Source organism: Acinetobacter calcoaceticus, from assembly GCF_051947995.1.
In the GTDB taxonomy this organism is placed as follows: Bacteria; Pseudomonadota; Gammaproteobacteria; order Pseudomonadales; family Moraxellaceae; genus Acinetobacter.
The window spans coordinates 146,307-171,493 of the sequence record NZ_JBLVVH010000007.1; the positions used below are offsets into that span (position 1 = coordinate 146,307).

23 protein-coding genes are annotated in these 25,187 nt (G+C 43.2%); 13 read left to right on the forward strand and 10 right to left on the reverse strand.

The genetic code is table 11. The features are described from left to right. Positions 1 to 15 precede the first annotated feature (15 nt). The 4 genes from benD to benA form a co-directional block, all read right to left on the reverse strand. Positions 16 to 801: a benzoate diol dehydrogenase BenD gene (benD, locus tag ACNQO6_RS14145; RefSeq protein WP_440209372.1), complete on the reverse strand. Its 786-nt coding sequence runs from the start codon at positions 799 to 801 to the stop codon at positions 16 to 18. Between the two features lie 21 nt (positions 802 to 822). Beyond that, complete coding sequence (gene benC, locus ACNQO6_RS14150) at positions 823 to 1,839, reverse strand: benzoate 1,2-dioxygenase electron transfer component BenC (protein ID WP_440209373.1); 1,017 nt, start codon at positions 1,837 to 1,839, stop codon at positions 823 to 825. 73 nt (positions 1,840 to 1,912) lie between these two features. Next, entirely contained in the window at positions 1,913 to 2,413 is a 501-nt protein-coding gene (gene benB, locus ACNQO6_RS14155) for a benzoate 1,2-dioxygenase small subunit (protein WP_440209374.1), read from the reverse strand. After that, positions 2,410 to 3,792, reverse strand: coding sequence for a benzoate 1,2-dioxygenase large subunit (gene benA / locus ACNQO6_RS14160; RefSeq protein ID WP_440209375.1), 1,383 nt, complete (start codon positions 3,790 to 3,792; stop codon positions 2,410 to 2,412). The genes benB and benA overlap by 4 nt, the downstream gene beginning before the upstream one ends. Before the next feature lie 249 nt (positions 3,793 to 4,041). Here benA and ACNQO6_RS14165 point away from each other — a divergent pair, with 249 nt between their 5' ends. Next, a complete protein-coding gene (locus tag ACNQO6_RS14165; protein WP_005283809.1) occupies positions 4,042 to 5,001 on the forward strand; it encodes a LysR family transcriptional regulator in 960 nt (319 codons plus the stop codon). A gap of 78 nt (positions 5,002 to 5,079) precedes the next feature. Here the strand turns inward: ACNQO6_RS14165 and ACNQO6_RS14170 are convergent, their stop codons facing one another. Then, entirely contained in the window at positions 5,080 to 5,655 is a 576-nt protein-coding gene (locus ACNQO6_RS14170) for a peroxiredoxin (RefSeq protein ID WP_440209376.1), read from the reverse strand. Positions 5,656 to 5,787: 132 nt separating this feature from the next. On the opposite strand from ACNQO6_RS14170, the gene ACNQO6_RS14175 reads away from it, so the two are divergent. From ACNQO6_RS14175 to ACNQO6_RS14210, 8 genes are all read left to right on the forward strand, one after another. Continuing rightward, positions 5,788 to 6,117 (forward strand): DUF6176 family protein, encoded by a 330-nt coding sequence (locus ACNQO6_RS14175; protein WP_440209377.1) that lies wholly within the window; start codon positions 5,788 to 5,790, stop codon positions 6,115 to 6,117. A gap of 42 nt (positions 6,118 to 6,159) precedes the next feature. Continuing rightward, positions 6,160 to 6,873 carry a hydrolase gene (locus ACNQO6_RS14180; protein ID WP_440209378.1) on the forward strand — a complete coding sequence of 238 codons (714 nt, stop codon included), beginning with the start codon at positions 6,160 to 6,162 and terminating at the stop codon, positions 6,871 to 6,873. A 336-nt stretch (positions 6,874 to 7,209) separates the two neighbouring features. Next, entirely contained in the window at positions 7,210 to 8,505 is a 1,296-nt protein-coding gene (gene bioA / locus ACNQO6_RS14185; RefSeq protein ID WP_440209379.1) for an adenosylmethionine--8-amino-7-oxononanoate transaminase, read from the forward strand. After that, complete coding sequence (locus ACNQO6_RS14190) at positions 8,492 to 9,646, forward strand: 8-amino-7-oxononanoate synthase (RefSeq protein ID WP_440209380.1); 1,155 nt, start codon at positions 8,492 to 8,494, stop codon at positions 9,644 to 9,646. Before bioA ends, ACNQO6_RS14190 begins: the two co-directional genes overlap by 14 nt. Next, positions 9,643 to 10,416 carry a malonyl-ACP O-methyltransferase BioC gene (bioC, locus tag ACNQO6_RS14195; RefSeq protein WP_440209381.1) on the forward strand — a complete coding sequence of 258 codons (774 nt, stop codon included), beginning with the start codon at positions 9,643 to 9,645 and terminating at the stop codon, positions 10,414 to 10,416. The genes ACNQO6_RS14190 and bioC overlap by 4 nt, the downstream gene beginning before the upstream one ends. A gap of 4 nt (positions 10,417 to 10,420) precedes the next feature. Then, positions 10,421 to 10,924, forward strand: a complete 504-nt coding sequence (locus ACNQO6_RS14200) for a hypothetical protein (RefSeq protein ID WP_440209382.1) — start codon at positions 10,421 to 10,423, stop codon at positions 10,922 to 10,924. Further along, positions 10,925 to 11,566: a dethiobiotin synthase gene (gene bioD / locus ACNQO6_RS14205; RefSeq protein ID WP_440209383.1), complete on the forward strand. Its 642-nt coding sequence runs from the start codon at positions 10,925 to 10,927 to the stop codon at positions 11,564 to 11,566. 270 nt (positions 11,567 to 11,836) lie between these two features. After that, positions 11,837 to 12,508 carry a hypothetical protein gene (locus ACNQO6_RS14210; protein ID WP_440209384.1) on the forward strand — a complete coding sequence of 224 codons (672 nt, stop codon included), beginning with the start codon at positions 11,837 to 11,839 and terminating at the stop codon, positions 12,506 to 12,508. 74 nt (positions 12,509 to 12,582) lie between these two features. Here ACNQO6_RS14210 and ACNQO6_RS14215 read toward each other — a convergent pair whose 3' ends face one another. The 5 genes from ACNQO6_RS14215 to ACNQO6_RS14235 form a co-directional block, all read right to left on the reverse strand. Beyond that, positions 12,583 to 13,002: an ExbD/TolR family protein gene (locus ACNQO6_RS14215; protein WP_440209385.1), complete on the reverse strand. Its 420-nt coding sequence runs from the start codon at positions 13,000 to 13,002 to the stop codon at positions 12,583 to 12,585. A gap of 15 nt (positions 13,003 to 13,017) precedes the next feature. Further along, positions 13,018 to 13,446 carry an ExbD/TolR family protein gene (locus ACNQO6_RS14220; RefSeq protein WP_005283843.1) on the reverse strand — a complete coding sequence of 143 codons (429 nt, stop codon included), beginning with the start codon at positions 13,444 to 13,446 and terminating at the stop codon, positions 13,018 to 13,020. Positions 13,447 to 13,457: 11 nt separating this feature from the next. Then, positions 13,458 to 14,333, reverse strand: a complete 876-nt coding sequence (locus ACNQO6_RS14225; RefSeq protein ID WP_309347619.1) for a MotA/TolQ/ExbB proton channel family protein — start codon at positions 14,331 to 14,333, stop codon at positions 13,458 to 13,460. 39 nt (positions 14,334 to 14,372) lie between these two features. Continuing rightward, a complete protein-coding gene (locus ACNQO6_RS14230; RefSeq protein WP_440209410.1) occupies positions 14,373 to 15,086 on the reverse strand; it encodes an energy transducer TonB in 714 nt (237 codons plus the stop codon). Positions 15,087 to 15,238: 152 nt separating this feature from the next. Further along, positions 15,239 to 17,920, reverse strand: a complete 2,682-nt coding sequence (locus ACNQO6_RS14235; protein WP_440209386.1) for a TonB-dependent receptor — start codon at positions 17,918 to 17,920, stop codon at positions 15,239 to 15,241. Between the two features lie 657 nt (positions 17,921 to 18,577). Between ACNQO6_RS14235 and ACNQO6_RS14240 the strand changes: the two genes are divergently transcribed. From ACNQO6_RS14240 to ACNQO6_RS14255, 4 genes are read left to right on the forward strand one after another with little or no spacing between them, the layout of a single operon-like run. After that, positions 18,578 to 20,362, forward strand: coding sequence for an ABC transporter substrate-binding protein (locus tag ACNQO6_RS14240; protein ID WP_312056211.1), 1,785 nt, complete (start codon positions 18,578 to 18,580; stop codon positions 20,360 to 20,362). Between the two features lie 14 nt (positions 20,363 to 20,376). After that, entirely contained in the window at positions 20,377 to 22,194 is a 1,818-nt protein-coding gene (locus ACNQO6_RS14245; protein ID WP_343579165.1) for an ABC transporter substrate-binding protein, read from the forward strand. 26 nt (positions 22,195 to 22,220) lie between these two features. Beyond that, positions 22,221 to 24,233 (forward strand): M3 family metallopeptidase, encoded by a 2,013-nt coding sequence (locus tag ACNQO6_RS14250; RefSeq protein ID WP_440209387.1) that lies wholly within the window; start codon positions 22,221 to 22,223, stop codon positions 24,231 to 24,233. Positions 24,234 to 24,245: 12 nt separating this feature from the next. Then, positions 24,246 to 25,184, forward strand: coding sequence for an ABC transporter permease (locus tag ACNQO6_RS14255; RefSeq protein WP_005229006.1), 939 nt, complete (start codon positions 24,246 to 24,248; stop codon positions 25,182 to 25,184). Positions 25,185 to 25,187: the final 3 nt, after the last annotated feature.

The following is a 25,187-nucleotide window of genomic DNA, read 5'->3' on the forward strand; positions in this document are numbered from 1 at the left end:
TGCAAAAGATCAGGGCTAACCCTGATCTCCACCTCCCACGGGGATGACGCTGCCAGTGATATAAGAGGCATCATCGGATGCAACAAAGACAATGGCTTTGACTTGTTCCTCAATACTGCCATAACGTCCCATGAAGGTGCGATCTATGGTTTGATCGACGACCTGCTGCATCCAGTCTTTTTCATTTTGACTGAGTGGGTTGCTATTACGTGGCACTTTCCGTGGTGGGGCTTCGGTTCCACCTGTGGCGATGGCATTGACACGAATTCCATCTTTGGCATGTTCAAAGGCCAGCGACGCCGTCAGCGCATTAACGCCACCTTTGGCGGCAGAGTAGGGAATCCGGTTAATCCCGCGAGTCGCAATCGATGACACATTGACGATCACACCAGCCTGTTGTTGAATCATTGCAGGCAAGACCGCTCGGCAGCACCATAACGTCGGAAACAACGAGCGATTCACTTCCTTGATAATTTCCTCTTCAGAGAATTCCTGAAAAGGTTTCATCCAGATCGCGCCCCCCACATTATTAATCAGGATATCGACCCGACCAAAATGCTCAATGCTTTTGGCAACCACAGTTTGTGCACCTGCAAAGCTTTCCAGATCGGCTTGAACCGTAATGGCCTCAGCACCTAAGGCTTTGACTTCTTTTAGTACGTCCTGCACATAATCGGAAAGATCGGCCAGAACCAGTTGTGCACCTTCTGCCGCCAGCTGTAGTGCTACCCCACGGCCAATGCCCTGAGCACTACCGGTAACAATCACCACTTTATCGCTAAATCTTTGTAGGTTTGACATGGATAACTTTCTCACCTTGAATTAGTTTGCAGAGAATTTCTCAAACAGGAAGTTGGCAGGTTTGATCTGTTCAGCATCTAACCAGCCACGGACGGCTTCGACCATCGGTACAGGACCGCACAGATAAATATCGACATCGCCACTATTGAGCCATTCAGGTTCAATATGGCTTGTGACATAGCCTTTACGCGCATGTGGACTGTCAGGATTTGCCACCACCGTTCGATATTCAAACCATGGAAATTTCGCCTGCAACTCATTCAGTTTTTCTAAAGCCACTAGATCAAAGTCGTTGGTCACGCCAAACACTAAGCGCACAGGCTGTTCTGAACCTTTTTCTTCCAGCACCTGTAGCATCGAGATAAAAGGCGCAATACCTGTACCACCTGCCAGCATCAGCACAGGACGAGTGACATTACGTAGATAGAAACTGCCGAATGGTCCTGTGAAGCTCATCTTGTCGCCTGCCTGCGCGGTCTTGCTTAAGAAGTCGCTCATTTTGCCATTTGGGACATTACGCACCACAAAGCCCGTTAAGCGGTTGCCCGGTTTTGAGCTAAATGAATATGAACGGGTTTCACCTGTTTCAGGAATTGCGACATTGACATATTGTCCTGCAAGGAAGTGAATATCGGGCTGACCTTCATCCAGCTGGATATCAAAAGTAATGGTAGAATCTGATAGATTCTCAACCCGAGCCAATGTGCCTTGGAAAGCATGAATTTCGGTTTTGCAGACATCTGAAGAAGCCTGAATCTGGAATACGGCATCTGAACTAGGGCGGCATTGGCACGCGAGAATATAGCCTTGCTCTGCTTCTTCTGGGGTGAGGGCATCTTCGATATAGCTTTCTTCCGGCATGTCATAACTGCCAGATTCGCAGAATGCACGGCAAGTACCACAGGCACCGTCACGGCAGTCCAACGGGATATTAATTTTTTGGCGATAAGCAGCATCGGACAGGGTTTCACCTTGAGCAACACTGATAAAACGTGTCACACCATCTTCAAATTGAAGTGCGATATTGTGGTTTGACATGGCATGTATCCTACAAAATATTTGAAACTTTTATCCTCAGCCAACAGTCCGTTTGGCTGAGGAGAGCTATTTTTTACAGGTGGTAGATATCAATCACTTGATTGATATAGTCATTTTTCAAAACCACATACTTGCTCAAGATTTTGGGCTGATCACTGGAACAATCAATCACATAACGTGACATGCCAAAGTAGCTATAGGTGCTTTTATAGCGGAAGCTCAACGTATTCCAGTTGAAGCGAACGGTAACTTTATCGCCGTCGCGTTCTACGATTTCAACATTGGCAATATTGTGGCAAGTACGGGTATCAGGCATGGTGGCAGAAGAGCGTTCGGTCTTGATCCGGAACACACGGTCTTCCAGTCCTTGACGATCAGGGTAATAAATCAGGGAAATTTCAGACTGTGGATCTTGCGTGAGCTGGTCATTGTCATCCCATGCCGGCATCCAGAAACTGGCCTCAGTTGCATAGCAATTCAGCCACTCATCCCATTGTTCATCATCTAAAAAGCGAGCCTCACGATAGAGAAACTGAGCAATATTTTCTAAAGTTACGTTGTCTTGGGCACTCATGCTGTTTCTCCCTGATCAGCAATTTGTTTCTCTGCTGCAATCGCATGTTTCATGGTTTTTAACCAATATTGATGTTGGGCAAGATAAAGTCCTTCATCTTCGGTTTTAATCCCACTGAGCATGGGTTTTAAACCAATTTCATTGGCAGCCTCATCAGGACCATAAATCCAGTGTTTGGAACCACGGCACATGTCATTCCATTCCAGCGAGATGCCTGCATAACCGGCCTGACAGGCACGGAATTCTTCTAGGTCATCGGGAGTGGCCATGCCTGAGGCATTGAAGAAATCTTCGTATTGACGAATACGACGCGCACGTGCCTCCGGGGCTTCACCTTTTGGCGCAATACAGTAAATCGTGACTTCAGTGCGATCGACTGAAATAGGACGTAACACCCGAATTTGCGAACCGAACTGGTCCATTAAATATACGTTTGGATACAGACACAGATTACGCGAACGTTCGATCATCCATTTCGACATGGCTGCACCGTATTTCTCGGTATATTCATCTGCTTTCGGAAAGTTCGGGCGATCTTCTGGATTGGCCCATTGCGTCCACAGCAACATATGACCATTTTCAAAACCATAAGAACCGCCGCCTTGTTTGCCCCAGGAACCCGCGCTCATGGCGCGAATATTGTCGGCAGCCTGCGTCTCTTTGCGGTGTTGTGTGGTGGCAGCATAGTTCCAGTGCACCGCTGAAACGTGATAGCCATCAGCCCCATTTTCAGCGGTGAGTTTCCAGTTACCTTCATAGGTATAGGATGATGTGCCACGTAGTACCTCCAGACCATGTTCGGATTGATCAACAATCATGTCGATGATTTTGCTGGTTTCACCCAAGAATTCTTCAAGTGAGGGTACATCTGGATTGAGACTGCCAAACAAGAAGCCTTTGTAGTTTTCAAAACGTGCGACTTTTTTCAGATCATGTGAACCATCCTGATTAAAGCAATCTGAGTAGCCCGCTTCACTTGGGTCTTTCACTTTGAGGAGTTTGCCTGAGTTGTTAAAGGTCCAACCGTGGAAAGGGCAGGTATAGGTAGCTTTGTTACCGCGTTTATGGCGACAGAGCTGTGCACCACGATGCGAACAGGCATTGATCATGGCATTCAGTTCGCCGTTACGGTTGCGGGCGATGATGACAGGTTGACGGCCAATGTGGGTGGTGTAGAAATCGTTGTTATTGGGAATTTGGCTTTCATGGGCCAGATACACCCAATTGCCTTCGAAAATGTATTTCATTTCAAGGTCAAATAGGGCTTGATCGGTAAACACTGAGCGATGCAGTTTAAATTCACCGGTGTCGATATTATCGACCAGTAATTCATCAATGCGGTCAAGATGGCTGGTATTGATTACAGGAATACGTGGCATGTCCGTTCTCCGACTTTCCAAAACTGTGGAAGTCATCGAGTTGCGCTTAAAGCGTCTCGATATCCTAATAAGTTGAATGTAGCGAGTGTGGTGGCTTGAACCGATAAGAATGAATTTGGGCAGCTGGAATCTAGCGGAAGCGATTCATAACTTCATCGGTTTATCTCTTGTCTATACCTTAAAAGAATGAGTAAACTCTGTCTAAGACTGAATTTATATTTTTATATATCTTAAAGGTATGGAAACCTCATGGAATTACGTCATTTACGGTATTTTGTTGCGGTCGTTGAAGAGCAGAGTTTCACCAAAGCCGCAGAAAAACTATTTATTGCTCAACCTCCTTTGAGCCGGCAGATTCAAAATCTGGAAAGTGAGTTGGGTATTCAACTGTTCGAGCGCGGTAGTCGACCTCTACAAACCACACCTGCCGGACATTTCTTTTATCAGCATGCGATTAAACTTTTGTCTAATGCTGAAGAAATTAAAAGTATGGCGAAACGGATTGGACTGATTGAACGCAGTGTTACCATTGGTTTTGTCGGATCGTTACTATATGGCCTATTGCCACGGATCATTTATTTATTCAGGCAACAGCAGCCGCATCTTAATATTCAACTGGTGGAAATGAGCACCACAGAACAAGTACAAGCCTTAAAAGAAGGTCGCATTGATGTGGGCTTTGGGCGCTTGCGGATCAGTGATCCTGCGGTTAGGCGAATTTTATTGCGTAAGGAACGTCTGGTGGTGGCGGCCCATACCAGCCATCCGATTGCGCAGCGGACGGAAGGAGTCTATCTGGCTGATCTGATTGACGAAAAGATGTTTATGTATCCCACATCACCAAAGCCTAATTTTTCGACTCAACTGCTGAATATTTTTGCCGAGCATAGCCTGGTCCCCAAAAATATGCATGAGATACGGGAAATCCAGCTGGCTTTAGGTCTCGTGGCGGCAGGTGAAGGTTTGTGTGTGATTCCTGCTAGTGCGGATACCATTCGTTTTCCCCATCTCAATTACATTCCAATTCTGGACAATGGAGCAGTCAGCCCCATCTTTCTGACCGCACGGGCAATGGATCGTAGTGAAGACCTACAGTTGTTATTTGATTGTGTTTATCAGGTCTATGATCTGGAAGGCATTCCTTATCAGCGAACTGTATTTACACTGGATCAGAATCCGATTGATGACTCCAATGGCATTGATTTTTAAGTGAGTATAAAAATGCTTAGACTTAAAAAATCTAGGCAGATCATCCATCGATGAGTTGACCCAGAATCTTCAATGCAATTATTTGCTTTGTAAAGTTTTGAGATCTTTCAATACCTGATCGGCATGAGTTTGCGTATTCACGCTGGTGTAGTGATACATCACGGCACCTTGGGGATTAATCAAAAAACTCTCGCGTTTGGCAATTTTAGTAATACCTAGGTTTCGAACGATGCCAAATTTAGTTGCCAGTTCACCCTGATCATCTGCAAGAATCGGGAAGGGCAGGCCGAGTTTTTCCGAGAATTTTTGATGTGAGGCAACATCATCCAGACTGACACCCAGCACCACAGCATTTGATTTGGTAAATTGAGGATAGAGTGATTTAAATTGATTGGCTTCTTGGGTACAACCCGCCGTATTATCTTTTGGATAGAAATAGAGCACCACCCATTTGCCTTTATATTGGCTCAATGTATGCCATTTCCCACTCTGGTCTTGCAGTTTGAAATCCGGTGCGGATTTTCCAACCCATTCTTTTTGTGCAGTATCATGTTTCGAAAATAGGGTGTTTTGTGCGCTACTGAGCATCGGTGTGCCGAGTAAAAAAAGTGAACTACATAAAACGAGAACTTTGGACTTTATCGTATTCATCATGTTGATCTCAAAGTGTAATAGAACCTACTTTAGCAAATTTAGAGATTGGATGTGGTAGAAAATTCTTTACAGGATTTTGATCTGCTTTATATATTTAAACCGAATGATGATTAAAAAAGAAAAGGAAAATGAATGGAGGTTGGTGCAGTCCTGATTAAATTAAAAGCCAATAGCATGGCCGATGTCGAAGTCTGGCAACGTGAAATTCAACAACGTAAAGCCGAAGCGATTCAAACACTGCAAACTGAAGGGGTAACCGTTGAATCTTGGTTTCAACTTGAACTGAATGGCGACGATTATTTACTTGCCTATATGCGTGCCAAAGATATTGCGCATGCACAACAGGTAGCAAGAAACAGTACCTTTGAGATTGATCAAGTTCATCGACAGTTTAAGCTGCTTTGGGAGCAGGTGATTCCAGCGCAGCTTTTGGTAGATTTGGAAAATAATGAGCAGTATTAATCGGGGTATACTGCGTTGAAGTTTTTGGAATTGAGCAAGCGCGTGACCTATAAGATTTTACTGATTACTGGCTGGGGTGGTGGTACCGAATTATTAAAACCCTTACATGAGGCTTTAGAACAAAAGGGACATAACGTTGAGCGAATCAATATCTTTAATGCGCTGGATGAGGATATTTTACAACAGCAGGTCGAATATGCAGTGAAGTTCGATGTGATTGTTGGGTGGTCGCTTGGCGGACAACTCGCGACTTTACTGGTCGATCAAATCTGGAAAAAATATGCTGAGCAAAAAGTTTTAATTACTTTAGCGTCAAATCCATGTTTTGTGGCACAAGCAGATTGGAGTACTGCTATGCCTGTTGAAACCTTTATGCAGTTCAAACAGTCATTTGAACAGGATGCGATTAGTACGCTAAAACGGTTTGGCTTGTTGGTCTGTCAAGGTGCAAGTTCGGCAAAAAAGGATTTTGTGGCGATGCAAAAATTGATTCGTCCACAACCGATTGCCTTGCTTAGGGACGGATTGCAGTTGCTGGAGCAATTGAACTTGGTTGAGTTGTATGAAAATTATCAAGGTAAGCAGTTGCATGTCTTTGCAGAGCATGATGCTTTGGTTTCTTACCAAGTTATACGAAATATTGATGATTTAGCTGCAAAAAATCTATCTGTTGTTTCTATTGAAGGCGCTTCACATGGTTTTCCGTGCTTTATGGTGGAGCAGACTGTGCAAATAATTGAAGATTTTATTCAGTAGACAGTTTAATCTTGCTTGAATTGAAAGTTCTCGCAATATATTTTAGATTTGGACAAGTTTAAGATAAAACCTATTTTATAGATCTAACGGAATCGTGCCGAGTACTCATCCATTTTCAGGATATGCCTTCGGCGACCTACTTTTCTTTCGAGAAAAGTAGGCAAAACCATTTGTCATCTGCAAAACCTGTTCACTTCTTTCATTTTTTCTTTTGATCAAGTGTACGAAGCCTTGTATTTTATTTATACCACGCAGGTTGCAGATGACATTTCCGAGTATCGAAAAGTGTGATCAGGCAAATGGAAAATTTTGAAATAGCAGCAAATGAGGTAGAGGATGACCGATTTATTTGATTTAGAACATATATGGCATCCCTATACTTCGATGTTAAATCCACTGCCAACTTTTAAAGTCAAACGTGCCTATGGTGCAACCATTGAACTGGAAGATGGTCGAACTTTGGTAGATGGCATGTCGTCATGGTGGTGTGCGATTCATGGTTATAACCATCCTGAACTCAATCAAGCAGTTTCAGACCAATTGCAAAATATGGCACATATCATGTTTGGCGGTCTGACCCATGAACCGGCGATTGAATTGGGTAAACTCTTATTAAAAATTACGCCGCCGAACTTAGATAAGATTTTCTATGCAGATTCAGGTTCTGTTGCTGTAGAGGTGGCCTTAAAAATGGCCGTGCAATATTGGACTGCGTTGAATCAACCCGAGAAAACCAATTTTATTACCACGCGCTCTGGCTACCATGGCGATACCTGGAATGCAATGTCTGTCTGTGATCCGGTCACGGGAATGCATCAGATTTTTGGTACCAGTTTACCCAATCGAATTTTTGTACCCGCGCCACAAAGCCGCTTCGATGCAGAATGGAATCCGCAAGACATTCAGCAACTCAAACAACAGATTGAACAGCATCATCACAGTATTGCAGCCCTCATTATCGAGCCAATTGTACAAGGTGCAGGCGGCATGCGTTTTTATCATCCTGAATATTTACGTCAGGCCAAAGCGTTGTGTGAGCAATACAATCTATTGTTAATCTTTGATGAAATTGCAACGGGATTTGGGCGCACAGGTAAAATGTTTGCGTGGGAACACGCACAGGTTGAACCCGATATCATGTGTATAGGTAAGGGCTTAACAGGCGGTTATATGACCCTGTCTGCGACCTTAACCACCAAACAAGTGGCTGAAACCATTAGTCGAGGGGAAGCAGGCGTATTTATGCATGGGCCAACCTTTATGGCGAATCCATTGGCGTGTGCAGTTGCTTTAAGAAGTACTCAATTATTAGTGGAACAGGATTGGCAAGCCAATATTCAACGAATTGAAAAGATTCTGGTTGAACAATTAACTGATTTGGCACAGCTCGATCATGTTGCGGATGTGCGGGTTTTAGGGGCGATTGGCGTGGTTGAATTAACCAGCAATGTGGATATGAAAACCTTACAGCAACAGTTTGTTGAACGGGGGATTTGGGTACGACCATTTGGAAAATTAGTGTATGTAATGCCGCCGTATGTGATTAGCGATGATGAACTCCATTATTTATTAGCACAGATGAGTGAGGTGGTGAAAAATATGCAAGGAGTAAATGCCAATGTCCTTGCTTGATCATTATGCTGAGCAGCTTGAGCAACTCAAACAGCAAGGTAATTTTCGCCAATTTACTCCAAATCAACAGCAAGGACGATGGATCACCATTCAAGATCGAACCATGTTGAATCTGGCATCCAATGATTATCTAGGTCTTGCCGCTGATTTAACTTTAAGAGAAGAGTTTCTTGATACGCTGAAAATCGAACGGGCGCTCTTTAGCTCATCTTCGTCACGCTTACTGACGGGTAATTTTGCTGAATATGAACAATTTGAAAATAGCCTAAGCAAAGCTTTTGGCCGTGCGGCCTTACTTTTTAATAGTGGCTATCACATGAATATCGGTATTTTGCCAGCCTTAGCTGACAGTAAAACCGTGATTCTGGCCGATAAACTGGTGCATGCCAGTATGATTGATGGCATTCGATTATCAACTGCTCAATATGTACGTTATCGTCATAATGATTTGCAGCATCTGGAACAGTTATTGCAAAAGTATCACCAAGATGAGCAAGTTGAACGTATTATTGTGGTGACCGAAAGTATTTTTAGTATGGATGGCGACGAGACGGATTTAGCTGCATTGGCGCAGTTAAAACAGCGTTATGTCAAAACCATGTTGTATGTCGATGAAGCACATGCGATTGGCGTCAGGGGTGAGCAAGGTCTGGGTTGTGCTGAACAATATGGCGTATTGGATCAGATTGACTTCTTGGTTGGAACCTTTGGTAAAGCAATTGCCTCGGTAGGCGGCTATATCATTTGTGATTCAATCATCCGGAATTATCTGATCAATAAAATGCGCCCACTGATTTTTAGTACTGCGTTACCGCCGATCTCGATGGCATGGTCAGATTTCATGTTTAATAAAGTATTGAGCATGCAGCCACAGCGTCAGCACTTGGCTGAGATGAGCCAGTATTTACAACAGGCGGTGATCGCAAAAGGTTTCTCTAGTCCTTCCAGCAGTCATATCATTCCGATTATTGTGGGTGAAAGTCAGGCTGCGATTGAAAAAGCGCGTCATGTACAACAACAGGGTTTTTATGCCATGCCGGTACGCCCGCCAACAGTGCCACAGAATAGTTCACGCCTACGAATTTCTTTAACCTCTTTGGTGCAAAAAAACGAATTGGAGCAATTGGTGGAGTGTTTGTGAGCATCAATAAAGCACTGGTTGCGCAACGTTTTGCTAAAGCAGGGCAAAGCTATGTCGAGCATGCTGTGGTACAGAAACAGATTAGTGCGCAATTATTTGAATATCTGAAAGCATATTATCCACACAACTTGGACTCAGTTCTTGAGATTGGTTGTGGTTCGGGTAATCTTACTCATTTGTTTCAGCCCCATTTTCAGATTGAACAGCTGTTTTTAAACGATTTATATGACGATGTAGAGCAGCATTTTTCAAGCGTCGACAAGATTAATTGGTTGATCGGTGATATTGAGCAACTGGCGTTACCGCAATGTTTGGATGCAGTGATTTCCAGTTCTGCTTTGCAATGGATGATGGATCTGCCCGCGTTATTACAACGGATTCAAGTGGCGTTAAATCCTCATGGATATTTCGGCTTTTCTACCTTTGGTCCTGATAATCTCACTGAAATTAAGCAACTGACAGGACAGGGTTTAAATTATATCGAACATGATGTGCTGCAACAGCAGTTGCAACAGCAAGGCTTTGAAGTGCTATTCACCGCCCAAGAACTGCAGCAGGTTTATTTTGATCATCCCAAATCGGTATTGCAGCATTTGAAAGCGACAGGGGTAACCGCAACAGCAAAATCACATCGCTGGACCAAGCAATCCTTGCAAAAGTTTTATGCAGATTATCAACAGTTTTATGATGAGCAGGGTTTCCGCCTGACTTATCATCCGATTTATGTGATTGCACGGAGAGCGAAATCCTTATCGTTTGGTGATGAATAGAATCATGTCAGATCGATTAACACCCAGACATAATGTGGTACATGGTTATTTTGCATTAACCATAAGTTTAATTTTTTTGATGTTTACTGCTTTCCCTTGGGCAATAGTTTGCTTGATTTTGGGTGTTTTACTGATTGGCTTAGGATATGTACGGGTTTGGAGAAAAGACCGAATCCCAAAACCAGTGGTAGAGGGCACGGTTTTAATGATGATTTTATTTTCTCTTTGGTCAGCTGGCTGGATAACAAATTATATAAATCAAAACGCGCCGCGCAACACCACCTGTGGCTGGGTTAAAAATATTAAAAAGCCAGGGCGGAGTAGCGGTCAGTTTTCACTGGTGAATGAACAGAATAGTCAAATTTTCCCTTATACCGATCAGATACAAGACAATTTAGGCAGTGAAGTCTGTATTGAATATTCTTTAGATCAGCATTTCAGTGATGATCCTTACATTCATGAAATTTATCCCAAAAGTTCGATAACTCGGGGAAAGGAAATTAAGTAGATGAGTCATATTTATTTTGTCAGCGGCATTGATACCGAAATTGGTAAAACCTATGCCACAGGCTATCTCGCCAAGCTTTGGACCGAACAAGGGCGACGTGTGATTACCCAGAAGCTGGTGCAGACGGGGAATGTTGATGTTTCGGAAGATATCGAAAAACACCGTGAAATTATGGGCAGTGGCTGGTTTCAGGAAGATCATGACAAGCTGACGATGCCTGAAATTTTTACCTATCCAGCGTCACCGCATTTAGCCACACGTTTGGATGGCCGTGATCTGGATTTTGCCAAGATTGAAGCTGCAACCAAAGAATTGGCTCAGCGTTTTGAGGTGGTGTTGTTAGAAGGTGCGGGTGGTTTGATGGTGCCTTTAACCACAGAATTGATGACCATCGATTATATCGCTCAGCATCAATTTCCTGTGATTTTAGTAACTTCTGGGCGTTTAGGTAGTATTAATCATACTTTATTGAGTTTAGAGGCTTTAAAGCAGCGTGGTTTGAGTTTGCATGCTTTAGTCTATAACTTAAAGGATGAGTCGAAAGATCCGGTGATTTCAAAAGATACCGCTGATTATCTAAAAGCTTATTTGGCAAAACATTTTCCTGATGCGCAATGGATTGAGTTGGAAAAGTTTAAATAACTTAAATTTTAATTAGAATCAAAATAGTGGCTCTTCATGGAGTCGTGCCGAGTTTAAGCTAAGGTTAGGGATAAACCTGCGGTTCGCCCTACTTTGGTTTCGCCCAAAGTAGGCAAAGGCATTGTCATCCACAAAACCTGTTCTCTTTTTGTTCTTGTTTTTATTATTTCGCAGAAACAATATATTGCAAAATTTACGCAGGTTGTGGATGACGTTTCCGAGTATCATATTTTATGTGAGAATTTCGCTTGTATAAAAGTAAGGCCTAAAATGAACAAGAAAAATAAATTAGCTCTATCCATTTTATTTGGATTTTTGATTCCAGTCTCAGCATCCTATGCTGCTGTACCGACAGATAAAACCATCATCAGTTGGATCACCAACTTACAAGATTCAAATGCCAATCCACCCCAAGCCATTCAGATCGATTCTACTGAAGCCGTAAAACTGATCTCAGGAGAAGAAGCTTATTTATCGGGCGTAAGTTTTGAAAATGCAGGACGTAATTTTTGGGCTGGCTATGTGTTAACTCGTCCAAAATTAAAGCAGGCGCGAATCTTGAAAGCGTTTGGTGGTCAATCGAATAGCTTTAAAGTGCATCCAACTGTTTATAAAGGCAAACCGATTCAACTGATCGAAATTGAAAGCGCAGGCTCAGGACAGGGCACGGTTGAATCGAGTAAAAGTCTGGTTTATTTAAATCAATGGACCAGTAAGCTGATTGCAGAGGTCGAAGAATCTTCTTACGAAGGACGTTATGATGAAAAATCAGGGGCAGAAGACTGTCGTACTGGTCGAGATAATTCAGGTTATTTAAATGTGATGCCTTATTCACCTTATGTCATTCGAACCACCGTGACAGGGGATGCCTGCAACAATAAACCTCAAGGCTATAAAGTGAGTAGTAAGCTGATTCCGATTGTAATTAGTGAAATAAAATAAAAAAAGCTAACAAGCGAACTTGTTAGCACAGGAGTAAACTTGTCATTATTGGATAAATTTCTTATTTTTATTCTTTAGTTATTACTGACGATGCCAATTTTGGTGACATTGCTCTGTTGAGCGAGTGCCATCACCATGGCAATATTTTTATATTCCGCCTGGGCATCAGGCTTAAACTTGATTTGATCCTGATCGGCTTTTTTGGCAACTGATTCAAATAAAACCTTTAGTGCCTGACGATCAGCCACTGCCTGATCATTCCAGAAAATATGCCCTTGTGCATCGACCCGCAAATTGACGGTTTCTGGTGGTTTTTGATCGGTTGGTGGCGGTGCTGTACCATTTGGCAAATTAATGTTAATCGCATTGTTTGGAATCGGAATGGTGATGATGAACATAATCAACAACACCAACATGACATCAATCAGAGGTGTCATGTTGACGTCGAGCATGACATCTTCTTCATCATTTTTTGAACCTACATTCATACCCATAGGTGAGACCTCCTGTTATGGTGTGGTCGCAGGTGGGGTCGTGACAAATGCAATTTTGCCAATACCCGCTTGCTGAGTTGTACTGATTACCTGATCAATCGCGTCGTAATGTGTCAGTTGATCGCCACGAATATGAACCTCAGGCTGCGGACGTTTTTGTGCTTCGGCCTGTAAGCGCGCAAGTAAGGTTTCCTTATTTGCAACATGTTGTTCATTCCAGAAAATATCACCCGTTTTATTCACTGAAAGCTGGATATTTTGTGGTGTGGTGGCATAAGGTGTATTTTTTTCTTCAGGCAGTTTTACCGGAACGGTGTGTGTGACCACTGGCACTGTAATTAAAAAGATAATCAGTAGTACCAGCATGATGTCGACTAACGGGGTGGTATTAATTGTTCCGATCACATCATCATCATTTTGATCTGAATTAATCATCATGCCCATAATGGTGTTCCTTATTTAGAATCACGGTTTGGGTGATTACTGTTTAAGTCACCGCTGAGAAGTACCGCATGTAGGTCTGAGCCAAAAGAACGAACATTGTCCATGACTGCTTTATTGCGACGGGTTAACCAGTTGTAGCCCAGTACTGCTGGTACTGCGACCGCAAGACCAATCGCTGTCATAATCAAGGCTTCACCGACAGGGCCGGCCACTTTATCAATCGATGCCTGACCTGAAATGCCAATCGCAGTGAGCGCATGGTAAATCCCCCAAACGGTTCCAAATAAACCAACGAATGGTGCGGTTGAACCAACAGTCGCCAAAAAGGCCAGGCCATTGCTCAGATGGCTTTGAACTTTTTCAATAGCCCGTTGAATTGAAATGGTCACCCAGGTATTGAAGTCGATACGTTCTAATAAGGTGCCGTCATGGTGTTTGGTTGAACGAATGCCTTTTTCTGCGATATAGCGATAACTGCTATTGGTATTGAGGCTTTCAGCTGCGCTATTTAATGATTCAGCTTCCCAGAAATTACGTTCAGCTTCTGTACCATGGCGCTTGATTTTACTTTGTTGAAATACTTTAGACAGAATGATGTACCACGTCCCAATCGACATCAGGACTAAAATAAACAAGGTTGATTTCGCGACTAAGTCACCTTCGCGCCATAGGGCTTCCAGGCCATAAGGATTATGGACTTTTTCAACAGTTGCCGGTAATGGGGGCGGTGTTGGATTTGCTTGTGCCGTGGCATCAGTCGTGACCGCCGTTACCGCTGTCGTTTGCGTAGTTTCATCGGCCCAAACCGTTGTAACAGGCAGTAAGGTACTTCCTGCAATCAGGCCAATTGCTGCGATTCGAGAGATATGTTTTGCTGTATTTTTCATCTGTAAATTCTCCAAAAATTGTTTATTCAATATATTTAATTAGGAAAGTGTAAATGGATATTCGATCTCGTACCATTCTTGCTGTGGCACACCGTCTTTCATTGCCGGTTTGAAAGTACACAGGCTATACGCCTTGACCGCCGCTTTATCTAAGCTTTTACTACCACTCGATTTTTTGACTTTTGAATCGATGACTTTGCCTGAGCCGTCCACCAATACGCGAATACGTACCGTACCTTCCTCTTCGTTCATCAGTGCTTCACGCGGGTATTCTGGTTTTTGACAACCAGCTTCACCTTCGGAAACACCACGTGAAATTCCTGCGGGTTTGGCAGGAGCAGCAGGCGCAGCTGGGGCTACAGGGGCTGCCACAGGACTCGGGCTAGGTGTCGCAGGGGCAGGTGTCGGTGTTGCAACTGCTGTTTGGGTCGGTTGTGCCGGTGCTGGTTTTTGTATAGGTGTGGCTTTCTCCACCTGTTTGGGTGGGTCAGGCATTTTGGCCACTTTCTCGACCATCTTTGGTGGCTCGGGTGGCTTTTCTTTGGGTTTTGGTTCCTCTGGTTTTGGCGGAGGTGGTGGTTTAATGTCCTGAATAATCTGTAGTTCTACAGGCTTATCGACAGGCTTGCTAAAGTCAGTCGCTAAACTTGTCATCAGAATATAGGCGATAATGAGATGTAGAAATAACACCAGACCAATACCGACAAGGCGTTTGGCTGGCTGGTTTTCACTCTCAGAAAAGGGTATGCCCATAATTACTCCTGAAATTGCAATCATGGATTCATCATTGTGTGTAAGGTGAAATCAATTGGAAATTGAGAATATTCACTTTAATTTTGATAAATCAGAGGATTACGGTGAACCACTACGACAGAACAGTAGTCATGCCGTAGTGGCGAAACGCCTTAAAATTTATAAGTACCGCGAACAAAATAGGTACGGCCAGTAATATCTGTGAAACGAGGATCGTAACCATATTGAAAGTTATCGCCCACATTTGAAGCTGCAGGCTCTGCATCAAAAATATTTTTAATCCCAGCTGTTAAATCCAGATTCTTAAATCCTTTATAGGTTCCTGAAATGTTGTAGAGGGTATAGTCGCTGACACGATGGTGATCATATTGATCATCACCTGTAGTATTTTGATCTTTATAGCCACGAGTAAACTGCTGTTGGAAATTCATTGCCCAGTTTTCATAGCTCCAGTTCAGGTTGGCAACATGTTTCCAGCGGATGGTCGGACCCGCATCACGATATTGTCCTAAGCTACTGAACCATTCACCGTCTTTCTCGTTCTGGTAGTCATATTTGGTGACATAGGTTCCGTCAATTCCAAAACCAAAACGCCCGGTAGAAGTCATTGGCGACAAGTAGTTCAAGCTGACATCAAAACCTTGGGTTTTTAAATCGCCCATGTTTTGCATGGTGGTAATAATGTAATCAATTGAACCGTTTGCTTTACGGACAAACTTATCTTTATATTTTTCTGGGGAATTAAAGATGGTATTTGCATCTAATGCCGAAATCTGGTTCTTGACTTCAATATTGTAATAATCAAGCGAGAAGACCAGATTTTTAACTGGCTCTAACACAAAACCTGCCGTGATCGATGTCGACTTTTCCGGTTCTAGATTTTTATTACCGCCTTGCATACGATCAAACTGCTGTCCACAGTCTTCCGTTGCTGTACCACCAGGAGCAACCTGGCCACCTGGACATAAGAGCGGGTCATCATATTTTCCGCCTGTCAGTGTTCGGCTATTGTTCTTGTTAATTTCATAGAGGTTCGGCGCCCGGAAACCTGTACTATAAGAAGTACGGAACATTAACTGTTTAATTGGTTCCCAACGGAAAGCAACTTTAGGATTGAAGGTGTCGCCAAAATCACTGTAATTGTCGTAGCGAGCTGCGATCTGGGCTTCTAATGTTTTGTGTAGCGGAATCTGTAGTTCAGTAAACGCAGAGGTAATATCGCGTTTACCTTCCTGATGCGGATTCGTCGGGTCTGTTCCAATACTTGGCAACAGGGCAGCTAGACTGGCATTCACATCTGAAGTCCAGTCATCATGACGGAAGCTGGCACCTACAGCAAAACCGACATCGCCTGCAGGAAGGGTATAAATTGGACGGCTTGCGGTAAAATCAACAGTCGTCGATTCGATTTTTGCCTTATTTGTTTCACCAGAAAGTGCAAATGTATTCCAGATATTTGGATTATCACCAGCAGCTTGGGGGCCAAATGGATTGAGTACTCCTGCATTGAGTGCATCTTGAACGGCACCTTTATTGAGATAGCCGCTTAATACTTCATCTTTTGAGGTACTACGCGCATAGGTTAGACCTGTATTGATATCCCAGCCATAGGCATCACCCTCAAGACCAGCAAATACACGATGAGATTCATTTTCAGATTGATTAACACGGTTACCTGCTTGTGAGCGTAAAGAAAGTGATAAGGGATCTCCCGTTACGCCATCAACAGCGGGAACGATGCCGTTGCCTGGATAGTATTTACTATTTTTTCCGATCTGTACCTTGTTATTGCCGTTATAAACATCCGGAGCAATTGAAACCTTGACCTTACTATTGGCATAGACATATTCACCAATTGCATTGAAGTGGTCATTGAGCTTAAACGTTGCCCGACCTAACACAGAAAGATCTTCTGTCTGTGGTACCACACCAATTAATGCTTGTGTATTGATTAAACACAAGTCATCTACAGCTTCGGTATATGGCATGTTGTTACAGTTATTTGAGGCATATGGGTTTTTACCGTCAAAATTTGCAGGGAAAGTTGCTGAGCTACGTCCATCCACCCCTAACTCAGGAAGGTAAGCACCTCTTTTGCTGGTTTTACGATCTTTTGCCATGATATCGTTGGCATGTCGAAAATCCACAACACCAAAGACATTGAAGCCCTGTTCATCAAGATCGCCATAACCGCCAAAAATAGAAATGTCTTGCTTATCGCCACCTTTGTGTTCCGGCTGAACCAGGCCACCACTAATATTGAGTCCTGTGAATTGTTTTTTGGTAATGAAGTTAATTACGCCACCAATCGCATCTGTACCATAAATTGCGGAAGCGCCGTCACGCACAATTTCAATACGTTCTAACATGGCGAGCGGAATGATATTCAGGTTGGTTACCCCGCTATCGAACGCATTGGCGGCCAAACGGCGTCCATTGAGTAGGATTAGGGTTTTATTATCACCGATACCTCGTAGATCAGCAGTTGAACCAGAAGTATTGCTTGCCCCAACATTGAGGGCGGTAACAAAGCCAGACTGGTTTGCTGTAATTTTTGAAAGCGCTTCTTCTGTTGTGGTCACCCCTTGTTTTAGGATCTCATCAACCTTGACGACCGTGATCGGTGAGGCACTTTGAGCTGCAACGCCTTTGATGGAAGATCCCGTCACGGCGACCTTAACCACCTTGGTGGGTTTTTCTTCAGTTGTTGAGTCCGCGTCGGCAGCATGTGCCATGGTTAGACACAGCATACTTAAACTCAAGGTGCTCAGTTTAAGTAGGGTTTTGCTCGTTTTTGACGTAGCGTTAGGTTGAGCGAAGTTGGCTTTTTTCATTGTTTATTGAACCCCTAATGGTTTGCCACTCTAAAATTAGATAAATCCGTTTTAGCAAGACCTGTGCCAAGCCCTATTTTTAGATTTCGCTTAATGTAGAATAAATTATGTAAAAGTGTTTTAGTTTTTATTTATAAGCTTTTCATATTTTTACCAATTATTAAAAACATAAAATAATAAAGAATGTGGGGGATTTGTCATAAAGTACCAATTAATGTGTTCTTCTCCTACGCATTAAAATGAATCATAACGTTTTATTTTTGCTTTTTTATAGTGCAAAATCTTCTCTATCCACAGAAAACATGTATTTTATTAATATGATTTCATGGAAATGGGAATTAATATAAAAAAATATGATTTGGCAGAAAGTTACTTTTATTTAAGATGCCTGAAAACCGGAATGGCATTAAAATATTTATGGTTAAAAAATAAGCATTATTTTTTTATTGGAAAAGTGGCACGAAATTCGCTAGTTAATTTTTTGTGATAAAGCATTCTTTCTTGGGGTTAATTTTTTCCAAATGATAAATTTTTATTAAATAAATGATTTTATGATAAAAATTTTTCAAGGTTAATCTAAAGAAGAGAAATGGTTGTAGTGTTGAATGCTATGCGAAAGTCTAGTATTTATTAAAAAACGATGATGTGAGTATTAAGTTGAAGTCTATTTTTATTACGGTCACTGTTTTATCCAGTGTAGTTGCATGTATGCCCATGGTTTATGCAAAAACACCAGCTCAAGCTGACAAAGTACTCCGTGTTGCTTTTGAGGCGCCAGATGATGGTTTTGATATGGTTAAAACCTTCAACTACTATAGTGGAAATGTCGCTGATGTTATTTTTGAAAGACTGGTTCAATATGATTATCTGGCAGATCCCGTTAAACTGATGCCTGGAACTGCACAAAGCTTACCGGTCATTGAAAAAAATGGACAGGTGTATACCTTTAAAATAAAGTCAGGTATTTATTTTACGGATGATCCCGCATTTAAAGGTAAGCGCAGGGAGCTGGTGGCTGAAGACTATGTTTATTCCATTAAACGCATTTTAGATCCTAAAAATCATGCTTCATCATTTTCTTTTATTGATAATAAAATTGTCGGTGCCAATGCGCTGATTGAACAGGCAAAGAAAACTGGAAATTTTAATTATGATGCCAAGATTGAAGGGATCAAGGCACTCGATAAATATACGATTCAATTTACGCTGACGCAACCTGATTATAACTTTCCTTATATTCTCGCTTATAGTTCATTTGGGGCAACTGCACGTGAAGTGGTTGAATACTATAAAGATCGTTTAGCTATGCATCCTGTCGGTACGGGCCCTTATATGCTGAGTAAATATGTCCCTCGCAGCAAGATCGAACTGGTTGCCAATCCGGATTACCGGGGTTTTGTCTGGAACTTTAAATCGACGGGCACGGCCTGGGACAACCAACTGGTCAAGGAAATGAGCGGCAAGCAGATGCCACAAATCGGCAAGGTCAATATCAGTATTATTGAAGAAGAACAGTCGCGCTGGTTAGCATTTCAGTCCAAGCAGCTCGATTTTGACAAAGTCACCTCAAATGCGATTCCTAAAGTGCTTGATCACAACAATCAACTCAAGCCCGCCATAAAAAAACAGGGGATTCGCCTGTATGCCAATAAAGAGGCCGAGATTACTTATTCGATGCTGAATATGCGTGATCCGGTAGTCGGCGGGAAGAGTCTGGACAAAATTGCCTTAAGGCGAGCAATCGCAATGTCGTTTAATGTGAATGAATATATTCGCATATTACGAAAAGGCCAGGCAGTGAAGGCTGAAATGCTGGTTCCTGCAGGGATTAGTGGGCATAACCCCGATTACCGCAGTAGCATTGGTTACAATCCTGTATTAGCCAATAAATTACTAGATCATTTCGGTTATAAAAAGGGTGCTGATGGTTATCGTAACCTACCTAATGGCAAAGCTTTAACCTTAAAAATCAATACTGAAAGTGGTTCATCTTCAGTGATGTACTCTGAATTATGGAAGAAAAATCTGGATGCAATCGGGATACGTGCTGATTTTAAAGTCAGTAATTTTGCCGATAACCTAAAAGCGGCCACGCAGTGTCAATATATGATGTGGAGTGGTGCATGGCATGCCGACTATCCAGAAGGAGAAAACTTCACTCAGTTACTGTATGGACCCAATGTTGGACGCGGTAATCAGTCCTGTTATCAATCTACTGCTTATGACAATTTATATAAGCAGGCTATGCAGCAACCGCCGGAAAAACGCATGCCATTCTATGAAAAAATGAGTCGGCAAATTGAAGCGGATAATACCTGGATTTTACAGGATACACGGATTCGCAACTGGTTGATTCAACCAGAAGTTCAGGGATTTAAGGCTCATCCTATTATGAATACCAATTGGCAATACCTTGATATTGCTTCACCAAATCAAAAATAAGTGATGTGTATACGATGAAGCAAAATTTTAAAATTTCTATTTTGCGTGCAGGACTGGCACTGGTATTGGGGACGACCCTAGGTTCAGGCTTCAGCTCAGTACAAGCCAAAAGCCCCGCCGATCCTAAAAAAGTCTTGCGTTATGCTTTTCCGGTGGCAGAAACGGGCTTTGATCCCGTGGCGACTCAAGATTTATATTCTGCCCATGTTTTATATTCTGTATTTGAAACCCTCTATACCTATGACTATCTAGCATCGCCAGCACAATTGGTACCCAATACTGCCGCGGCCTTACCCGAAGTGAGTGCGGATGGACTGACCTATACCATACGGCTGAAGAAAGGGATTTATTTTTCTCCTGATCCTGTCTTTAAGGGTAAACCGCGAGAGCTCACGGCAGCTGATTATGCCTATTCCTATAAGCGCTTACTGGACCCGAATTTACGCTCACCGAATAGTTGGTTATTTGAAGATAAAATTGCTGGGATTGATCCTTTAATTCAACAGGCCAGTAAAACCGGAAAATTTAACTACGATCAGCCGATCAGCGGATTACAGACACCGGATCGTTATACCTTGGTGATTCGCCTGAAAGAACCGAATCATAATTTCCCTATGCTGCTTGCCCATCAACCGACAGGGGCAGTCGCCCGTGAAGTGATTGAACATTATCGGGATAAAACAACAGGCTATGCCATGGCGCATCCCGTCGGAACAGGCCCTTATGTGCTGGCACACTGGACGCCAGGTTCACGGATTATTTTGAAAGCCAACCCTGATTATCGCGGTTTCACCTGGAATTTTAAGGCCAGCAATCCAGAAGACCAGAAAATCGTCCAGCAGATGCAAGGTAAAAAAATGCCGCAGATTGGGGTCATTGATATCCGTGTCATTGAAGAATCACAATCAGGATGGCTTGCTTTCCAGAAAGATGGGCTGGATTTATTTACACTGGACGGTGAGTTGCCTGCACAAGCCTTACAGCAAGATGGTAGCTTAAAACCCGAGCTGGCCAAGAAGGGAATCCAGTTGTCGCGTATACCCGATCCGTCGATTGATTATCTTTACTGGAATATCCAGAATCCGGTGGTCGGTGGTTTTGGCAAAGATAAAATTGCATTACGTCGTGCCATGTCAATGGCCATTTCCAAAGACAAAATGATTGCGATTCTGGCCAAGGGAAATGCCAAAAAACTGGAAACACCGATTCCTTATGGGGTCGCGGGGCATGATCCTGAGTATAAAAGCAGTATTCCTTATTCGGTCAAGGCCGCCAATCTGTTACTGGATCGGTATCACTATAAGGTCGGGGCCGATGGCTGGCGTAGACTGCCTGATGGCAAGCCGCTGGTGATTGAGTTTATGCCATCCACCAGCAGTGCCCGTAGTATGCAAATGGCCGAGCTATTAAAGAAAGACCTGACCAATATCAAAATTAATATGGTATCCAAGCCCGTTCCTTTCGCGGAAGGTTTAAAGGCGGAAAAACAGTGTAAGACCATGTTTAAAGCCTCTGCCTGGATTGCCGACTATCCTGATGCCGATAATTTTATGCAGTTGTTCTATGGCAATAATATTCATGCCACTAACCATACCTGCTTTAAATTACCAGAATATGACCGTTTATATGAACAATCCCTGAAACTGGAAGATGGTCCTGAGCGCGATATGTTATATCGCAAAATGTCACGTCTTTTAGAGTTTTACTCACCCGTACAATTCGTCTCGACCCGTTATCGGACTGTGGTCGCACAGCCTCGTGTGCTGGGCTATAAAAAGCATCCTATATTGCCTGCAGAGTGGATGTACATTGATATTCAAGACAAGAAATAACCAACACATTAAATTGGAGAGAAAGAATGGCGAAAAAAATATTGCAATTATCGAGTCTGGCTTTGTTATCCATGACGGCCGTCGGCATGAGCCAGAATATCTGGGCTGAAAGAACCACCTTACCTATTTTAAAAACCGCGGCGAGTGCGCAATGGTGTGATGCCAACTTAGAAAAATTACAACAGCGTATTGCCCAACTTGAAAAACAAACAGTAAAACAGCACTCTGATGCAGCACCAGTCTTGGCTGAGTGGGATCAACTGATGGCAAGCTTTGAAGATTTTGCCGGACCGATCAGCTTATATAGCAATGTTGATCCGGATGCAAAACTGCGTAAAGCTGCTGAAGATTGTGAAGTCAAATTGAACCAGCTGCAAACTGAAATTTATCAGAATCCGAAACTGTATCAGCGCATTAAAAATACCACGGCGGCAGATGCCATTGATCGCAAATATCGTCAGGACATCCTCGATGCCTTTGAAGATACCGGTGTGCAATTAGCCCCTGAGAAGCGCGCTCGGGTGAAAACGATTTTTGATGAATTAACCAAACTCTCGCAAGAGTTCTCCCGCAATATCCGTGATAATCCGGAAAAACTGGAATTTACCCCTGCGGAATTAAAGGGCTTACCTGACAGTTATATTGCAGGGTTAAAGAAAAATGATAAAGGTAATTATTTATTAGGCTTTGAATATCCTGAATATCAGCCTTTCATGGAGCTGGCAGACAGCGATGCTGCCCGTAAGCGTTATCAAACCGCCTTTACCCGTCGTGGTACGGAAAAGAATCTGGTTTTACTGAAACAGATTATCGACTTGCGTTATGAACTGGCGCAGCTGTTTGGTCAGGCAAGTTATGCTGATCTGGCCTTAAAAAAACGCATGGCAAAAACACCAAAAACGGTGAATAGCTTCTTGACGGATGTACATAAAGTGGTGGCACCGCTCGAGCAAAAAGAAGTAGAAGAACTACGGGCGTTTAAAGCCAAAACATTAAACATCGCTTTGGACAAGGCTGACATCAATCGATGGAATGTAGGGTATTGGAGTGAAAAGCTGCGTAAAGCTAAATACCAGATTGATCAGGAAAAACTGCGTGATTATTTTCCAACTTTAGCCGCGCAAAAATGGTTATTTGCGATTTCTTCCGATCTGTATGGCATTGAATTTAAACCCGCCAAAGTCGATACATGGCAGGATGAAGTTGAATATTACGATGTGACAGACAAGAAAACAGGCGAAGTGTTAGGTGGCCTGTATATGGATAAATTCCCGCGTGAAGGCAAATATGGTCATGCAGCGGTGTGGGGCGTATATGGGGGCAGTACTTTAAGCAAGCGTAAACCGATTTCTGTACTGGTGACCAATTTTAACCGCAAAGGTTTAAATAGTGATGAGCTTGAAACTTTTGTGCATGAGTTTGGTCACGCTTTACATGGCATCTTGTCGAAAACCCGTTATTCGGGCCAGTCAGGAACCTCGGTAGAGCGTGATTTTGTTGAAGCGCCTTCACAAATGTATGAGGAGTGGGCTCGCCGCAAAGAGACCTTAGCTAAAGTGGCGGATTATTGTGATCCAGCTTGTCCACGTGTGGATGATGCCCTGATTGCCCGTTTGAAATCGGTCCATAATTATGGACGCGGTATGCGTTATGCACGTCAGACCCTGTATGCACAATACGACATGGCTTTGCATGGTGCCGATGCCTTGAAAGTCCAGCCGATGGATGTCTGGAAGAAAATGGAGTCAGCCACGGCATTAGGCTATGTACCCACTACCGAATTTCCAGGTCAGTTTGGGCATTTGATGGGCTATCAGGCTGGCTACTATGGTTATATGTGGTCTGAAGTACTGGCGCTGGACATGTTGTCTGCTTTTGGGGACAACCTGAACAATCCCGTTGTCGGCCAACGCTATCGTCAAACCATTCTGTCACAAGGCAGCCAAAAGGATGCAGCTCAACTGGTGAAAGACTTCTTAGGTCGAGAGCCTGATAACAAAGCATTTTTCAATGAAATTACAGGTCAACGGGTCAAATAAGGATTTGCCATTATGCTTGCTTATGTCGTGCGTAGACTATGGCAAATGATCCCGACCATGTTGGGTGTTATTTTGCTGATTTTCTTTTTATTTAACTGGGTGGGGGGCGATCCTGCATATATTCTGGCAGGAAAGATGTCTAACCCGGAGCAAATCGAAAACATCCGTAAACAGTTGGGCGTAGATCAACCTTACTACGTACAGCTATGGATTTTTATCAAGCAGATTCTGAGCTTTGATTATGGTGTCAGCTGGAGTACCGGTGAATCGGTCTCACAGATTATTCTGACCCGTTTAGGGCCATCACTGACGCTATTGATCCCACTGACGATTTTACAAACCGTAATTTCAATCATCTTGGCACTGGCTGTTGCTTCCGTGCGTGGCTCGCTGACAGACCGTATGGTGATGATGCTGTGCACCATTGGCATGTCGATCAGTATTCTGGTGTATATCATTGTCTTCCAGTACGTTTTGGCCTATCAGCTCAGCTGGTTTCCGGTACAGGGCTGGAGTGATCATTTTAGTGAAAACCTGTTTCAATACGCCTTATTACCAATCCTGATTATGCTGGTGGTAAGTATTGCACCGACCTTGCGGCTGTATCGCAGTTTTGTGCTGGATGAGATTCATCAGGATTATGTGCGTACCGCCCGTGCCAAAGGTGTGGGCGAATCGCGTGTACTGGGTGTGCATGTGCTGCGTAACGCATCCATCCCGATTGTCACTGAAGTCATGGCAAGTTTACCGGCTTTGTTAATTGGTGCCTTCCTGATTGAGCGTTTTTTTGGCATCCCGGGCATTGGACGGGAAATCATTATTGCAGTAGAGCGTAGCGATTTTCCTGTGATCAAGGCGATTACGGTCTATATCGCTGCAATGACCATGATTTTTAACCTGATCGCCGATCTGATTTATAAGCTCCTCGATCCTCGTGTTCAGTTGAAGTAGAGG